Source organism: Pedobacter heparinus, assembly GCF_032678725.1.
In the GTDB taxonomy this organism is placed as follows: Bacteria; Bacteroidota; Bacteroidia; order Sphingobacteriales; family Sphingobacteriaceae; genus Pedobacter; species Pedobacter heparinus_A.
The window spans coordinates 1-16,375 of the sequence record NZ_JAVTSC010000029.1 but is presented as its reverse complement, the minus strand read 5'-3'; the positions used below and the strand labels follow the sequence as shown (position 1 = coordinate 16,375).

Below are 16,375 nucleotides of genomic sequence, written 5' to 3'. Positions count from 1 at the left end.
GCCTGTCCGCTAACCTGCAGATAATTAGTCCCTTTTTGGGCAAAAGTGATCAATGGAAAAATTGCCAGGGCAAAAATCAATAAAGGATGTTTTTTCATAAAATTGAGGTTAATGTACATAGATTTATCCATTAGGTAGTAGAATAAATTTAAGACAAAAATTGAATAATTAAAAACAGAATTTTAGTTTTATCAGCATTCATGTGGGATAATTCTCTTTAAAAATACGAGCCAGCCTTCAACTATTTACAAGCATTTTTTCATATTCTTTTGGAGTAATTCCTTTAGCCATTTTAAAAAACTTATTAAAATTAGACAAACTGTTAAAGCCAGAAGCATTGGCTAACTCACTAATTTGCTGATCAGTTTCTGCTATTAATTTACAGGAATTGCCAATTCTTACCATTTATAATATTGTTAAACCTATCAAAAACATGCTTTAAAATTTTGTCCATTCTATCATAATACTTTAACTGATAGTTATTGGTATAACCAGAATGGTCAGCAAGTTAGTAGACAACTTCAGTTTTTTTGCTTTGTTCTAAAATTATGCTTCCCATACGATTTGAAGCCTAAGGCGGCCATTCAGCTCAACTGCTGAAATGCCATGTACTGCTCCCAGAGCAACTGAAAATTTGGCCTCCTGTTTCGCATTTAAACTTTATTTCTTCCTACTCCTATTTGTACAACTACTACTTGAAGATTGCCCAATACGGAAGCCAATGCAAAAGGGTATTTCAGCATATTGCCAAAATACCCATCTATAGCATATCCTATTTGACCTGTTTTAGTTGGATAAATAGTTTCTTAGCTCACCACTGTTCTGCAGATAGTTCCAGCGTATCTGATCTGCTTTGCCCCCGGCATCACCATTGATATCGAAGAAGTAGAATCTGGTATCCACGCTTTCTGAAATCCCCCTGAGATTATAGATTGGTGTACCTTCAAAAGTATTTGCTGTTGTTGCGTAGTAAACTTTCAACTTGCCCAGATAGTTGGCAGGGTTCCAATATATTTTCTCAGCGCGACCGTCGCCATTTAGATCGGCAAAATAGAATTCAGTAGTAGATGCCAGTCCAACTGTCCCAGAATTGCTGAAAGAGGTTGAAGCGGTAAATGTTCCATCGCCATCAGAAAGATAAACCATTACTTTTCCGGAATTCAATGAAGGATGCCAAACCATTTTGTCGGCTTTATTGTCATTATTTACATCCGCATAGTAAAAACTGGTTCCGGCCGTTGTACTTGGCCCAATCGGATCAATAACGGTAGATCCATTAAAATTTCCGCCGGATGTAGCCAGGTTAATCCTGGTTTTGCCGGATTCGAAACTGGAGGTCCACCTGATTTTATCTGCTTTGCCGTCGCCATTTACATCAGCGAACCTGTAAATGGTAGTGGCCGTTGCACTTGAATTTTCTGGATTTTCTACCGCTGTTGTGCTAAAATTGCCAGCAGATGTGGCCAGGAAAACACGGGTGCGTCCGGAAAACTGAGTAGAATTCCACACAATTGCATCGGCCTTTCCATCACCATTCACATCGGCATAATTATAGCTGGTACCCGCCAGTGTTGAGGCGGCCCCTGTTATCTTTGCAGCATAGGTAAATGTGCCGTTGCCATTAGAAAGATAAACTGCAGGCTTGCCGCTGTCAGCAGTATAATTCCAGTATATTTTATCGCACTTGCCATCCCCGTTAACATCTGCAAAATTGAAAATAGTCTTGTCACTTTGGCTGGTTCCATTAGGATCTGTGTTTGGCTCGCCAAATATCGCCGGGATAAAAGTGGCCATTACTGGCCAGTGGTCTGATGGCCAGTTTCCGCTGTAGCTTGTCGTAATTACCTTTGGAGAGTGATAGGCCATTTTAACATCACTCATCAGCCAGTCAATTTTTGAAATACCTGTAGCTCCCCATTGATGGAAAGTAGGATCACCCTGATAATCTCCCAAAGCATCTTTTAAACCGAGATTAGTTTTTAAATTTTCAATTTCTGAGGCACCTGGGGCCGCATTGAAATCCCCAAAAACGATTTCAGGTAAATTTCCTGTATTGCTACTCTGGATAATAGTCTGCATCTTTTGTGAATTCTGGGCACGGAATGCCTGACTGATAGATGACCAATGCGTGTTACATATAAAATATTGCGTTGTAGTAGTATTGTCTTGTAATATTGCCCATGATATATTTTGCGCCCTGCCTTGCACCCCGGGATCCAGTTCTTCTATATCATCATTGATGAGTGTAAACCTGCTGGTCTTAAAGAAGATGACTTTAGGACTGCCAAAATCCTCGAGAGATGTACGGCCATATCCCAATGCAGTCATTTCTGACAAGAACCAGGTTTTGAAAGTGCTATTGGAGAACTCTTGTAAACCTACAATATCAGGCGAGTTGTCTACAATAATTTGTTTAATCATTCCTTGTCGTTGTGCAAGCGTCTGAGGATCGCCAGGGTCATCGTGCCTGACATTAAATGACATCACTTTAAATTGATGGTCAGGCAGGGCCAGCATCATTAAATCATTAACATTATTAACGTTATCAGATAGTGGCGCTGTGAGATTATTGTCATCAAGCAATGCTTTCTGGCAGGACGCAAACATTAACGGAATGGACAATATCAGCAATAAAGACTGAAGGCTTCGAGTAATTTTAATAATTGTGTTCATAATTTGGTTAGTAAAAGGTTTAATATATGGTTTAATCGTTTAAACAAAAATTTTGTAGCAATTAGCTATCTACATGTTACGCCAGGACTGTAGTTTATATAATGAGCTTAATTTTCTTAAATAGGAACCTTATAATAAATTGACTATGGAATAGGATTGCAAAGGATTCTGTGTTTAAATCAGACAGTCCTTCTTATCACTTCACCGGTTTCTTTTGATTTTAAAATCACTTTAGTCGTACCGTCAGGTAATTTCTCTTCTTTGATGAGGTAATAATCCTCATCATAATCAATGGAATTATCACCCACCCGAACGCTTTCTTCACCTTTCCAGAGCTGAAGATTGATAAGCTCCCATTGTTTACTCTCTACCGATTTTAGCGCTGCATCCATAATTTCATTCACAATGAAGCCATCATAAAAATCTTCCTGAGGACTAGATCCATTCTCGAAAGCATTGAACATATCCGTGAACATATTGGTATAACCCAGCTCATGAACTTCATCTCCAACCGGAAATAACCATCCTGTATTCGTCTCAGCTTTTTCGGCGATGTACCCCTCTCCCTGAACACCCGAAAACATTTCAAAACCGGTACGCAGAAAGTTATTAATCCAAATGGTTCCTTCGGTACCCATCACTTCGTCGCGCAAATCCATCCCCCCACGAAAGTTCCAGCTAACTTCAAACTGTCCGACGGCACCGTTTTCATATTTAACCAGACCAATGGCATGATCTTCTGCATCAATAGGTTTCACCTGCGTGGCTGCCCAACACATTACCTCTACTGGTTTCACTTTTTTACCAATAAAATTTCTGGCAATCTCAATGCAGTGGCAACCCAAATCCAAAATAGCTCCGCCACCTGACTTATCTTTATTCCAAAACCAATCACTGTGCGGTCCATTATGTGCTTCTCTCGATCTCACCCATAGAATTCTTCCCAGGCTTCCCTGATGAACACTGTGATTCGCTTTTAAAAACTTAGGGGTATAACATAAATCCTCTAAATAGCCATGAAAGATCCCTGCCTTTTCCACGGCGTCCAGCATTCTTTTGGCCTCTTGCGCATTTCGTCCCAGTGGTTTGGTACACAACACCCCTTTTCCAGCTTTTGCGCAAGCCAATACTGCTGCTTCATGGAGGTTATTCGGCAAGGATATGATAACAATTTCCGTTTCTTCATGGTGGATAGCCTCTTCCATAGAAGTAGTCCAGTGAGCGACATCATATTTTTTGGCAAAATTGACAGCCGTTTCTTCTGTACGTGAATAAACTACCGAAATCCGGTCACGGCCCCGTTGTCCATGTAATGCATCAGCATAAAATTGACCGATAAAGCCTGCACCAAGCATTGCAATTTTTGGCATAATTAAAATATTTAAATATAAAATGGTAAAATCTGAATCTCTTTCCTACTTTTTATCATTTTGCAATAAAAAGGCGGTTATATCTGCAACTTCCTGCTTAGTTAATGGCAAATTTTTAGGAGATGGCATTATCGTTGTTTTTAAATGCACTTTACTTTCAACCTTAGCCGCTTCGATAACGAATTGTCTGCCGTAGGTATCCATTACCGTAACTACGGGGCCGTCGGATAATAGCAATCCGTAAAGGACCGCACCGTTTTTCAAGGTGACCAGATAGGGCTCCGACCCAAAAGCAACTGCAGCCCCTGGAGCCACAATTCCATCCATGATCGACGCGCTGTCAAATCGAGCCTGGATGTGAGTGAGATCCGGGCCAATCTCCTGTCCATTACCCCCTACTTTATGGCATACCATACATTTCGAAATAAACAAGATTCTCCCTTTTTTCTCATCCGCCGCCAATTTTGATACTTCTTTAATGGAATAAGCCACAGAATCTGCAGGATCAAAATAATGAGCGATCAGCGTCCTGATATTTCGGTCATCTTCTGTTAACATATTGGACCTGACAGCATTGACGAGATGCTCAGGCAATAACTTATTGGCCATTAAATGAACAATATGTAATTTCCCAGTCCTGTTACCAGCCAGCTTTAAAATAAGTTCCTGCCTTTTGTCCATAGCTTTTGTCGAATCCATCACCTGATTCCGTAAGGTTAACAATTCAGGTTCGGGCTCCAGCAACTCTGCCAATGGGGATTCCCATTTTTCAAGATACTTTTTCCAATCGTTGGTTTTACGAAACTGCAGCCACCATTCAGTTTGGCCTTTTAGATCTTCACTGACGTTTTTTGATAAGTAAAGCATGGCGTTTGCAGCTTCCTTAGCTGGAATAAATGACAAAGCGACAAGGGCTTTTTTTCTCTCTTCTAAAGACAGCTGATTATTCAGCGATCGTTTTTGCAGATCAGCAACTGCTGTTAAAGGATGGATTTCCCAGACGATTCCTGCTAACGCAGCTGGCCATTCCGTTTGTGGCCCCACGTTAAACAAACGTAGCAGATCAGGATAAATGGCGTCTGCTTTCCCTTCCATCGCTATGCCCAGGGCATTCAAATAAGCAGCGTCTTTTCCATCATATCCTTTCACCAATGACAATATCGTTGTTTTACTCTGCTCCAGGGAAACGTCTCTCAAAGAAATAGCCACTTCCCGTCTCATCGCCGATGATTTATCGGAGACCAGTTGATGAGCATAATTTAATAATTTTTTAGGATTAGCTTGCCTCAGTGCCCGAAAGGCAGTAATCCTGATTTGTGCGTCTGTATCTTTTAATAAGTTTTCTGTCGCTGTAATACCTTCTTTACCCAATGTAGATATTAACCAAACTACTCTTGCACGATGATAAGGGTTCTTTGATTCCAGCACCTTCGTTAAAGCAGTAAGTACAGATGGCCCTTGTGCCTTTAAGGCATCATAACCTTGACGACGAACGTTAACAGCGGGGTTTAATAAGGCCTGGATTTGCCCTTCAGTAGTAGTCAAATCAATTTTCGGCAGGGAAAGTTTTTTATGCTTGGGTGCTATTCGATAAATCCTTCCAAAACCTTTTTTATCGATCATCTGATGTCCGCCTACGATAGGATCGTACCAGTCAGCAACATAAATCGCCCCATCTGTTCCAATGGTCACGTCGCTTGGACGAAACCATTTGCTTTTATTATCATTAACTTCATTCCAGCGATAACGTCGATTATCAGTATCAGTTGAGGAAATAAAAGGTTGCCCATCAGACATGTCATAACCAGCTCCCTCAATTTTTGGATAATAACCAAATATGATATTTCTTCCTGCATCAGCACTTAATAACAAACCTCTATACGCTTCTCCCAATTCATCACCCTCATTTAAGACGATTCCTGTAGGCGCCCCGGCACCATACACATGCCCTACTGGCATTACTCCAGGATCTTCCTGATGCCAATGAGCAGTTTGAATGCTTTGTCCTGGTCGTCGATCTGCCCGCCAGGTGCGAATTCCCGTCCGACTAAAAAATCCTGCATTTCCACCCTCCATTACCGAACTCACCCGGCAGGCATCTACTTCATCATCGTTATCATTTTGCCACAAATTTCCATAGGAATCTACTGCCACTTCATAGGAATTACGGAAATTATGTGCCAGTACTTCTAATCCAGTACCGTCAGGGTTGATCCTAAATGCGATGCCGCCTGTCCATATTTTTCCATCATCACTTTTTTGTTCCGGCGTATTTTTGATATTGTAGGGTGACCCACCTGAGTACACACTTCCTGCCCTGACCGTATTTCCCGATTTATCAGTTACTATATGTGGGCCTGCATTTCCAGTAATAAAATACAATTTTCCATCAGGACCAGCAATACCGGTGTGTAATCCGTGATCGTGGTCCTTTCCACCAAACCCAGTCAGAAAAATTTCCTTACGATCTGGCTTATCATCTCCATCCAGGTCCGTATAAACAATAACAGATGGTGAACAAGACACGATTACTTTATTCCCTACCACAGAAATTCCCAAAGGAGAAACGAGGTCTTTATCTTCAACAAACACGCGGGAAGAATCAGCAACCCCATCTTGGTCGGTATCCTCCAGAATCATGATCCGATCTCCTTTCTGATGAAGAAGACGATCAGTCGTATCATTTCTGAAATTCCGGTAGTTAACAGCTTCGGTTATCCAAATTCGCCCTTTGCTATCAACGTCCATATTAGTGGGGTTATAAAACATAGGGGATTCGGCCCAAACCGTGGCTTCTAAACCATCAGGGACAAACAATACATGCTCCTGTTGTTTCTTTTCTTTAGCACAAGAAAAGAACACCAATAAAATAGAGAAGGAAATACAATTTTTAAATAAGGTCATCGTCATTTTTAAAAATGATTTTTTGATAAATATTCTACTATTAAGGGAAATGAACCGGTTTTTTAGGTAAAGACAGATCGAATGTATGCAGTGTTAGCAACACAGGATTCAAAAAGACCGGCTCCATTGGGCACTCCGCCCTCTATGACAACCCAACCATCATAGCCAATTTCATCCAACACCTTTTTTACTTTCACAAAATCTACTTTTCCCTGGCCCAATAAATGACCATTCTCTTTTAAATGCACCTCACAAATGAACGCTTTGCCCAAACGCCTCATTTCATCAAAGATGTCGTAGCCCATCTCAGTTGCATTGGCTACATCATAATAGACGCGTACATTTTTTGAACCTACTGCCTTTATAATCCGCAAGTGCTCATCAGCACTTAACCAGGATTCTATACCCAATATAATACCTGCTTTTTCTGCTTTGGGAGCGATTTTCTTTAAGCGGCGAATGACTTCTTTTATGCCTTCCTCATCCCCTCTTAAATCGCCTTTACTAAAAAAAGCCAAAAGAATTACCTTGCAACCCATTCGCGTTGCGACATCAATACTATCGCTTACCCACTGTTCTGTTTGAGTTGCTGATTTAAAAGGAATATTGTTCAGTTCTCCAATTGCGAGACTGGAAATGACAATATCATTTTCCTTTGCCTGCTGACGGTATTGGTCCTGTATTTCTTTTTGCCGTAAATGCATGTTGTTTTGAGCACTTCCTAAACTAATCTGTACCCCATCCAATCCTATTTTTTTTGCATAGGCTAAAGCTTCCGTCTGACTCTCCTTTCTTATGGACCAATCACAAATGCCGAGTCTATATTTTTTTTTCTTAATGGCACCGAATGAATTCCAGGAAATATCCAGTAGTCCAAGTCCCACAAGAAACGCAGAGCTCTTTATCAGTTCTCGTCTAGAATATACCGCCATATTTTTTTATATTTGGTTGAATTTAATATTTCCCGCTTTGCATTTAAGTGCATCATTCCCTTTTATTATTCTGATTGTAATAATCAAATATATAGATGTCTATTCCGAAATTTTGATACTATTAGATCACTTGTTGCAAATATCATTGCATGGCTACAAACCATTATAGAAATTATTATATTTTTGAGATAGGACATACGTAAACATTCATTTTTTATAATCCCCGATAAAATGAAAGCACAACAGGAAAAACTTACTTTAGAACCTACTTATTCTTTTGTATTGCAAAAAGATGTCTATCCTTATTACCCTACTCCCTGGCACTATCACCCAGAATATGAACTGGTATTGGTATTGAAAAGTACAGGAAAGAGAACAATTGGTGATCATGTGGGCCGCTTCTCGGACGGTGATTTGCTCCTTATAGGACCCAACCTGCCACATTCTTATCAAAATGACGCTATTTATTATCAGAACAATGAATCACTAACTGCAGAAGCCATTGTCATTCATTTTGATGAAAACTTTTTGGGCAGAGGATTTTTTAACCTTCCAGAGATGGCCCTCGTCAAACAGCTTTTTGATAAATCTAAATTTGGTTTTAAAATCCTTGGGAACACCCGACAGCAAGTTGAGGACATCATGAAAGAAATGCTTTCCTTCAACGGGCATCAACGCATCATTTCGCTTTTAAAGATCTTTGAAGTTCTTTCGATAACTGAAGAATATAAACTTTTGGTGCGGCCAGGTTTTATCCCGGACCATAGCATCAATAGTAAAGATCAATTGAACATTATTCATGAATTCATTATGAATAATTTTAAAAAAGACCTCTCATTAGCAGACGTTGCCAGGGTAGCGAATATGTCCATTCCTTCTTTCTGCCGATTTTTCAAATCATCAACAAGAAAAACATTTTCCACTTTCATTAATGACATCAGAATTGGTTATGCCTGCAAATTGATTGTAGAGGAAAAGTATAATATTTCTAAAATATGCTATGAGAGCGGTTTTAATAACATGTCTAATTTTAACCGGCAATTTAAGAAACTTACCGATAAGACTCCTTTACAGTACAAACAAATCGTCACAAAACTGACCGATATAGAATAAGAAAACCCGCCTATGACAACAATTATATTGCTGAAAAAGAATACAGCTCAGCAGGATTTTTAACAAAAATAGCTTCATAATAACTTTCCAAGCCCATTTTTCTTAAATCTTCTTTAAAAGTGGTCAATAAGAAATTTAATCCGGGCTGACCTCCATAAGTTTTCCAATAGTTGTTTTTTGCGGCGTCCATACCCATAGTAATTTGATCCGGGAATTCAGGGAGCAATGTTTGTAAAAGCTTATAAGTCCAATTCTCCTCTTCTTTCCACCGAAACGCACTGTCATATTCTACTTTCACCCCCGTCTGCAACAAGGCCCTATTGTAATCAATATCTCTATAGCGATCGACATGTGAAATGACAATATGATCAAGTTTGGCACCTAACTTTTCAAATAAGATCACCTGGTCCATAGCGTGCTTACCAAAATTAGTATGCGTTAAGATGGGTACACCGGTTTCAAGGTGCGTATTGACCACTGCATGGAATATCGTCTCCTGATGCAGAGTTATTTTTTCGTCGCCCGTTGCCAATTTCACCATCCCGGCTTTGTATGCCGAGCGGTTTATAAATGGGCCATTATAATCATTTTCATCTACTCCCAGGGTTACATCATCAATAAAAAGCTGCGTTAACTGATCTTCCGAGTAGGCATACCGCCAATGATTTGGCACATAATACATTTCGAGATGAATCCCTGTCGCCATTATAATGTTTACCTGGCTCCTGCGAGAGACTTCCGCCAGTTTATGAGGGTTTCGTCCACAATTTGCAGGCATTGTATCCACCATTGTCCTGCCACCAGCCAAATAAAATGAAGACAATTCTTTTGAGATTCTATCCATATCGTTTAAAAGAAACAAAGGGTTCCCTAGCGTAGGAAAACTTTCGTCAATAATGATATGTTCATGGGAGTAAGTAAGACCCATTTCTGCAGGTGTAAGATCACCCAAGACTGTTCTGATAAAAGGAATATGCTTCATGGTTCTCTGTTTATGATTTATTTCGGATTGATATTCTTATCCCAGCTGTCCCTGTCAGTAAAAGCAAAAGATCTGGGCTCCTCAAGAATAGCCCCTGTTGCTTTTAAATTATCCTGTAATTTCAATGTATCCAAGGCATGTGCCGGCATGTCTAAATCGAGCGAAAGTACCGCTGCGAGGCCAGCGGCTTGCCCCATCGACATTGTTTGAGCCATCGAACGGCATGAGGCATGTGCATCATGTGTTGCAGAAAAACAACGTCCTGCTACCCAAACCTTCTCGCTTTTCCTGGGAACAATTGTGCCGTAAGGAACACCGTATACTCCACCATTCGGGATGTATTGCCAATAGGTTTCATCTTCACCGTTTTTTCCCTTACGATGATCTTCAATGGGTGCACCACATAAAAAAATAGCATTTGAAGGAATTATTCCAGACATACAAGCTTCCTTCGTCAGCCGTTCCTCTCCATATACACGTCTGGTTTCGCGCACGCCAATTTGGTGAGAAAGCCCTATGATCTTAGCACTATCATAACCTGCCACCTCATTTCTAAAAAATGCCTCATAATTAAATGCCTGATTTCTGCCTTCTATTTCAGCCAGCGTCAGTTCCTCTATCATCAGCGGATGTAAATCGCCTACTTTCACAGCAACTGTCGAAATGCACCCTTTCTGACACATTTCATGTGCAGAGCCCTCTTTTCGTGGCAAGGAATACTGACCTGTTTCGTAGGCAATTCTCATTTTTTCATTCAGTGTTTTTTTTCCGCCGCCCGATTCAAATTTATCTAAATCCACATTGCTCATGCGAAATGTTGTCGTCAAGCTTTGAGCAGGATCTAATTCTCCTGCAGTCTCATAGGAAAAACCGGCATGATGGCAATAATCTGCATCCCCTGAAGCATCAATGATTCTCTTCGACCTTATTTTAAAAAAGCCACCTTTATTCCAGAAAACACAAACCTCCCTGCCATCCTCTTCTTTGGCTACTTCCACCAGGGAGGTATGCAATAAATAACGTACACCTGCTGCAATGATTTTTTGGTCCCACACATACTTTAATCGCTCGGGATTATAGTTTACACCCGTCCCCGCACCATAAGTATTTGGACGTAAAAAAATATCGCCTGTTTTGTTTAATTCGTCAACAATCTGATCAGGCAAACCTGCCACGATCTTTTTTGGCGCTTCACCGGGTGTAAAAAAGCCATAAAAAGTGTCAAGCATTTGGGTAGAAGACCCACCAGGAAAACCATATCGCTCTATGAGCATCACCTTATACTTTTTAGATTGCCGGGCGGCGATAGCCGCTAAACAACCTGCAGATCCTGCTCCAATGACTAAAATATCCGTTTCAGCAAATAGTGGGATGTGCTTCAGATTTACTAAAGTTACCATATGCTTATCTTAAGTTAGCTTTCTTGAATATTCATTCCAACCGATCTGTATAAACGGGAAAGACGATGCGCGTGTTCATCATAGGCTTTCTCAAAAAGTTCGACTGCCAGCGCGGTGCCTACGATAGCTGCACTGCTCAATACGGTAGGTGGCTGACTGGCTTCGGTTAGCAAGCGGGCCACTTCTGCTTTTATCGCATTTACAAGGATGGCTCCCCCAACGGTTGAACCTGGCGAAACAGGAGTGTACAGGCCCGGAATGGTTACCATGGCATCTCCCAGTGGAGCGCCGGTATCCAAAATCAAATCCGCAAAGTCACTTAATTTTTTCCCATCCGTGCGTTTACTGTTGCTATTTTCTGAATGTTCTTTCGTAATCAATGCCACCACTTTAATCCCTTTTTTCTGAAAATTCTCTGCCATCTCAATAGGCACTACGTTGCATCCACTCGATGATATGATCAAGGCGGTATCCTGAGAACTCAGGTCGAAATTTCTTAAAATACGCTCCGCCAATCCGGATACATTTTCGAGGAACATAGCTTGTCTTTGGCCATTTGCACCTACTACCAGGTTATGAAAAGTCAGGGACAATTCAACAATAGGGTTAAACCCCGGAAATGAACCGTAACGCGGCCACATTTCTTCAACCATGATCCGGCTATGACCTGACCCAAACACGTGGACCATTCTTCCTGCCAAAATCGTTTCAGAAAACCATGCTGCGGCTTGTTGAATTTCACCCGATTGTTTTTCTATGCCATCGATAATTCCGCGGCATTTTCCGATATAGTCATTAATTACATTCATGTTTTTTCTTATAGTAATTTTCAAATTCACACTCAACCTGAAATTGATTAGGCCAGTACGTTATTTTTCAATTTTGTCAATGCGAAACCGGCTGCTCCAACGGCACCAGCCAGATCACTATAATTTGCTTGTAGGATTGGACATTTCTTACCTACACTTTTCCACTCGTATACCGATATAAAATCAGCTAAGGGACCATAAAGCGAACGGCCTGCTTTAGTAATCCCTCCCCCGAGGATAATCACATCAGGAGATAAAATATTGTTTAGTGAACAAAGTCCTAATGCTAACTTTCGAACAGAATTTAACCAGATGTAAGTTGCAAAAGTATCGCCTTTTTTATAAGCTTCCACCAATGCTTTTGTGGTGGTATATTTACCAAAAGACCGCCTTAAAATTGATGCATTTCCAATTGCATTTTCTAAGGTTCCCGGCATACCGGTAATGCCAGGATCATCCTGATCCACATCCAAAGTCATATGGCCAAGGTGTCCTGCCATTTGAAAATTGCCCTGGTGCAATTCTCCATTAATAAAGATGCCCCCTCCTACACCCGTACCCAAAGTGAGCATAACGATATTTTTCACCCCTTGCCCCACCCCAAATCTTGCTTCGGCCATTAATGCAGCGTGGGCATCATTCATTACCCAAATGTTTTCTTCACCCAAATAATCAGACCAGATGAAATTCTCTAAACCAATTAACCGCTCCGGCAATATTCGAATGGCTGAATTCTCCTCATTGGGAAGACCAGGGGCAGCCAGGCCAATAGCAGTTATGGGATGTATGCTCTTCGATTTTAAATCTGAAACCATTTGCCTCACTATTCTTTTCCAGGGCTGATCCTCATTGTCATTTTTCTTGTTTACTTCCGTCTTTTGAACTTGATGAGCCAGCACTTCTCCTGCCGGGCTTAGTAAAATCCCTTTGATATGGGTTCCCCCTAGATCAATCCCTATGGCTGTTGTCATATATTTATGTGGTTCTTGAAGAAATTTGTCCTTCGCTTACTCCCCATCCACCATCGATTGCCAATACTTGCCCGGTTGTAAAACCTGAAAGGTCTGACATAAAATAACAAGCGGCAGCATCTAAATCACCAGGCTGACCAATTCTTCCGCCGTCCAACGGTTGTTTGGTGACCATATAATTCAGGATATCTGCATCTTGAGCGGCTCGTTGCGCCATTGGTGTTTCGATTAAACCTGCGGCAATCACATTAATCCGAATATTATGCTTTGCATAATGGGCGGCGGATGATTTTGACAGCCCCTCAATAGCTGCTTTAGCTGCCGCATAAGCATGTGTGGTAAAATAATGAGGAGCAGGATAATGCGATAAAACAGACCCCATATTCAAGATAGTCCCTCCTCGCTTTTGTTCCAGGAACGAAAAAATGGCGGCCCTGTTGGAAAGCATCACTGAAGTTAAATTTAACTCTATAGTGCTCATCCATCCTTCCATAGATAACTTATGCAAAGGACCGTCTCCCATTTTCCGGCCGCTTCCGCCAGCAACATGGTAAAGTCCGTCAAAACTCTCCCATAATTTAATACATAAATTAATGGCTTCCACAGCAGTATTTTCGTGTGTTGCATCTCCTGTGATTACCCGGCCCATATCACCAAATTGCAATTGTGCTGCAGCATTATGTTCAGGATTACGCCCTACGGCGATCACTTTTGCCCCCTGGCGGATAAAGGCCATTGAAGCAGAAAGGCCAAGACCTGTTGTTCCCCCAATGATGACAATATGTTTATTTTTAAGCATCTGATCGTTCATGATAGAGTTATATAAACAAATGTATTAAGTATAAAACATGCATTTTGATACTTTCTGATCACATGATACAAGTATATTATACCGGCCAACAATAAAAACCCATTGCAGTTCATCCGAACCTATGCAATGGGTAACCAAAGTGGCGCGTGAACGCCTAAACGGAATGAGCTATACTCATTCCTAACCAAAATTATCGCCTAGAACGAATAGGCCGATAATATTTTAATGCTATTTACTGGGGTTTGATCCTGGCTACCCAGCCTCCGCCACTTGCAAGTGCAATATCCAGCTGATCGCCTTTTTGAACCCTTTTCCGGTACATGATGTAATCACTGCCAACACGCCCGGCATTTTTTCCGTCAGCAAATATTTCTGCTTCGTAGGTTTTCCCAGGCTCCAGAAAGTCCAGCGCAATTTTGAGCTGCTTTTCAGTCCAGCTCCCCATTGCACCAACATACCAGTCTTTGCCCTTACGCCTTGCCAAACTCACATATTCAGCAACTTTACTCTCCATAGGGATGCATTCGTCCCAAACGGTTGGCACAGCGGAAAGAAATTCCAAAATTTCAGGCTCCCGTTCATAAGCAGTGGGTGCATCGGCCAACATTTGTAACGGTGCAAAATACACTACATACATGGCAAGCTGATGGCAACGGGTTCCCTGGCTTAACGGGCGGTCAAAAATTTGTTTCCAGTCCTCCCTGTTATAGTTCTGCATAGCTCCGGGTGTATAGTCCATACTTCCGGCAAACATGCGTATAAAAGGTATGGTCACATCGTGTAACGGAGTAGTACCGTCTTTATCAAACTTATTCCATTCCAGGCCTTTTACACCTTCAACATTGATCTGATTTGGATAAGTGCGCTGTATCCCGGTAGGATGATAAGCTCCATGGTAGTTGACCAGCATCTTTCTTTTGGCGGCCTCTTTCAGCAATTTCTCCTGAAACTCCACCACAACCTGGTCATCCCGGTCCATGAAATCCACTTTTAACCCTGCAATGCCCCAGCGTTCAAACAGTTCAAGCGCCTCGGTCATCTGCCTGTCCAGCGTATGCCATACGCACCATAAGATCAGTTTTACATTTTTTGATTTTGCGTACCTGATCAGTTCCTGCATATCCAGTTTCTCTGTAACCTTTAACAAATTAAACTGATCACTCCATCCTTCGTCCAGGTTTACATAGGGGATTCCATTCTTCGCAGCAAAATCTATAAAATATTTGTAGGTGTCTGTGTTGAAACCTGTTTTAAAATTCACACCGCTCAGGTTTAAGGAATTCCACCAATCCCAGGATACCTTACCAGGTTTAATCCAGGACACATCAGCCAGCCTGTTTTCTGAAGCCAATAGATAAACCAGCTGATTGGCCAGGATATCTTTATCCTGTTCTTCAAAAGCGATCAATCTCCAGGGAAAGTTGCGTGTCCCGGTAGTTTTAGCAATGAAATCTTCAGTTTTTTTGACTACCAGGTTAAAATTATGATATCCCCCTGGTTCTGCTATTTTTGGATAAGCGGCGAATTTAGCATTCAATGTATGGCTTTTTACCGAATCCGCAGCTAATGTTAAGCATGGATAATTAAACAGGTCAGATTCATGTATCAACATATTTATTCCATCTGCTGATTTTAGGAGCAGAGGCAAACTCGTATAATTTGGATTTTGTCTGTAGTCTGCAATCTGCTGGATTCTGTAACTGGCCTCAGACAGGACAGGATGAAAATAGGCCTGATAATTTGCTGCAAACTGGAAATCACTCTGCTCAGATTTTACGATGATACTATCTTTGATCGCCGTTAAAAAACGGTAAGCAAACCCCTCATTGTACAATCGGAATAAAACCGAATAATTCCCTTTACATTTCAGCTCCAGCTCGTTATAATTTTCTTTAAGCTGGCTTGTTATCCCGTAAACAGGATAAATCAACTTATTTACCCTGTTTATTTTTGTGGATTGGACAGCTACATTTTGTCCCAATACCACTCCGGCATCCAATGTCAAGGAAATCCGAGAGGGGTTTAGGTATTGCTTGTTTTTATAGAAAAGTTCGTAGCTTATGGTTTTGCCAACAGTAATTTTAGCCCTGATTTGCTGGTCTGGTGATTGAAGGATAAAATCCTTTGCCTTACCGGAAGTAATACTCATGAAAAACAGGCCGGAAATTATTAAGAAAATTTTATTCATGTTTAATTTATTTATGTATTTAGTCTACCATCCAAAAGAATACCAGTTAGTAATTGACAAGGTAGTTGAAGATTACGCCTGATACTTTATTTTCATCAACATAAAAATTTATTAATGTGACATTAACAGCTGCCAAGCTAGTAATAGAGATAACAATAATATCAGCATGTAAGCCGTTATGAAAGAATATACCGCACTTGACTTTTTATTGTAGGATTTCAT

General features: G+C 41.0%; 12 protein-coding genes. 1 reads left to right on the top strand and 11 read right to left on the bottom strand.

Going from position 1 to position 16,375, the window contains the following annotated elements:
• Nucleotides 1-237 precede the first annotated feature (237 nt).
• From R2Q85_RS24290 to R2Q85_RS24270, 5 genes are all read right to left on the bottom strand, one after another.
• On the bottom strand, nucleotides 238-405 hold the full coding sequence (locus R2Q85_RS24290) for a helix-turn-helix domain-containing protein (RefSeq protein WP_316814407.1): 168 nt from the start codon (nucleotides 403-405) through the stop codon (nucleotides 238-240).
• Between the two features lie 381 nt (nucleotides 406-786).
• Nucleotides 787-2,673, bottom strand: coding sequence for an FG-GAP-like repeat-containing protein (locus R2Q85_RS24285; RefSeq protein ID WP_316814406.1), 1,887 nt, complete (start codon nucleotides 2,671-2,673; stop codon nucleotides 787-789).
• A gap of 179 nt (nucleotides 2,674-2,852) precedes the next feature.
• Nucleotides 2,853-4,043, bottom strand: a complete 1,191-nt coding sequence (locus R2Q85_RS24280) for a Gfo/Idh/MocA family oxidoreductase (protein ID WP_316814405.1) — start codon at nucleotides 4,041-4,043, stop codon at nucleotides 2,853-2,855.
• A 45-nt stretch (nucleotides 4,044-4,088) separates the two neighbouring features.
• Entirely contained in the window at nucleotides 4,089-6,953 is a 2,865-nt protein-coding gene (locus R2Q85_RS24275; RefSeq protein WP_316814404.1) for a PVC-type heme-binding CxxCH protein, read from the bottom strand.
• A gap of 56 nt (nucleotides 6,954-7,009) precedes the next feature.
• Nucleotides 7,010-7,879 (bottom strand): sugar phosphate isomerase/epimerase family protein, encoded by an 870-nt coding sequence (locus R2Q85_RS24270; protein ID WP_316814403.1) that lies wholly within the window; start codon nucleotides 7,877-7,879, stop codon nucleotides 7,010-7,012.
• 231 nt (nucleotides 7,880-8,110) lie between these two features.
• Between R2Q85_RS24270 and R2Q85_RS24265 the strand changes: the two genes are divergently transcribed.
• Nucleotides 8,111-8,992, top strand: a complete 882-nt coding sequence (locus tag R2Q85_RS24265) for an AraC family transcriptional regulator (protein WP_316814402.1) — start codon at nucleotides 8,111-8,113, stop codon at nucleotides 8,990-8,992.
• A 22-nt stretch (nucleotides 8,993-9,014) separates the two neighbouring features.
• Here R2Q85_RS24265 and R2Q85_RS24260 read toward each other — a convergent pair whose 3' ends face one another.
• From R2Q85_RS24260 to R2Q85_RS24235, 6 genes are all read right to left on the bottom strand, one after another.
• Nucleotides 9,015-9,974, bottom strand: coding sequence for a hypothetical protein (locus R2Q85_RS24260; protein WP_316814401.1), 960 nt, complete (start codon nucleotides 9,972-9,974; stop codon nucleotides 9,015-9,017).
• 17 nt (nucleotides 9,975-9,991) lie between these two features.
• Nucleotides 9,992-11,374 carry an FAD-dependent oxidoreductase gene (locus tag R2Q85_RS24255; protein ID WP_316814400.1) on the bottom strand — a complete coding sequence of 461 codons (1,383 nt, stop codon included), beginning with the start codon at nucleotides 11,372-11,374 and terminating at the stop codon, nucleotides 9,992-9,994.
• 14 nt (nucleotides 11,375-11,388) lie between these two features.
• On the bottom strand, nucleotides 11,389-12,183 hold the full coding sequence (locus R2Q85_RS24250; RefSeq protein ID WP_316814399.1) for an SIS domain-containing protein: 795 nt from the start codon (nucleotides 12,181-12,183) through the stop codon (nucleotides 11,389-11,391).
• 47 nt (nucleotides 12,184-12,230) lie between these two features.
• Nucleotides 12,231-13,154 (bottom strand): ROK family protein, encoded by a 924-nt coding sequence (locus tag R2Q85_RS24245; RefSeq protein WP_316814398.1) that lies wholly within the window; start codon nucleotides 13,152-13,154, stop codon nucleotides 12,231-12,233.
• Nucleotides 13,155-13,158: 4 nt separating this feature from the next.
• Nucleotides 13,159-13,965: an SDR family NAD(P)-dependent oxidoreductase gene (locus R2Q85_RS24240; RefSeq protein ID WP_316814397.1), complete on the bottom strand. Its 807-nt coding sequence runs from the start codon at nucleotides 13,963-13,965 to the stop codon at nucleotides 13,159-13,161.
• 232 nt (nucleotides 13,966-14,197) lie between these two features.
• Entirely contained in the window at nucleotides 14,198-16,153 is a 1,956-nt protein-coding gene (locus R2Q85_RS24235) for a glycoside hydrolase family 97 protein (protein WP_316814396.1), read from the bottom strand.
• Nucleotides 16,154-16,375 lie beyond the last annotated feature (222 nt).

Bases quoted from the DNA above. Each gene is read 5' to 3' on its own strand.
- R2Q85_RS24290 (WP_316814407.1), bottom strand. From the start codon at position 405: ATGGTAAGAATTGGCAATTCCTGTAAATTAATAGCAGAAACTGATCAG.
- R2Q85_RS24285 (WP_316814406.1), bottom strand. From the start codon at position 2,673: ATGAACACAATTATTAAAATTACTCGAAGCCTTCAGTCTTTATTGCTG.
- R2Q85_RS24280 (WP_316814405.1), bottom strand. From the start codon at position 4,043: ATGCCAAAAATTGCAATGCTTGGTGCAGGCTTTATCGGTCAATTTTAT.
- R2Q85_RS24275 (WP_316814404.1), bottom strand. From the start codon at position 6,953: ATGACGATGACCTTATTTAAAAATTGTATTTCCTTCTCTATTTTATTG.
- R2Q85_RS24270 (WP_316814403.1), bottom strand. From the start codon at position 7,879: ATGGCGGTATATTCTAGACGAGAACTGATAAAGAGCTCTGCGTTTCTT.
- R2Q85_RS24265 (WP_316814402.1), top strand. From the start codon at position 8,111: ATGAAAGCACAACAGGAAAAACTTACTTTAGAACCTACTTATTCTTTT.
- R2Q85_RS24260 (WP_316814401.1), bottom strand. From the start codon at position 9,974: ATGAAGCATATTCCTTTTATCAGAACAGTCTTGGGTGATCTTACACCT.
- R2Q85_RS24255 (WP_316814400.1), bottom strand. From the start codon at position 11,374: ATGGTAACTTTAGTAAATCTGAAGCACATCCCACTATTTGCTGAAACG.
- R2Q85_RS24250 (WP_316814399.1), bottom strand. From the start codon at position 12,183: ATGAATGTAATTAATGACTATATCGGAAAATGCCGCGGAATTATCGAT.
- R2Q85_RS24245 (WP_316814398.1), bottom strand. From the start codon at position 13,154: ATGACAACAGCCATAGGGATTGATCTAGGGGGAACCCATATCAAAGGG.
- R2Q85_RS24240 (WP_316814397.1), bottom strand. From the start codon at position 13,965: ATGAACGATCAGATGCTTAAAAATAAACATATTGTCATCATTGGGGGA.
- R2Q85_RS24235 (WP_316814396.1), bottom strand. From the start codon at position 16,153: ATGAATAAAATTTTCTTAATAATTTCCGGCCTGTTTTTCATGAGTATT.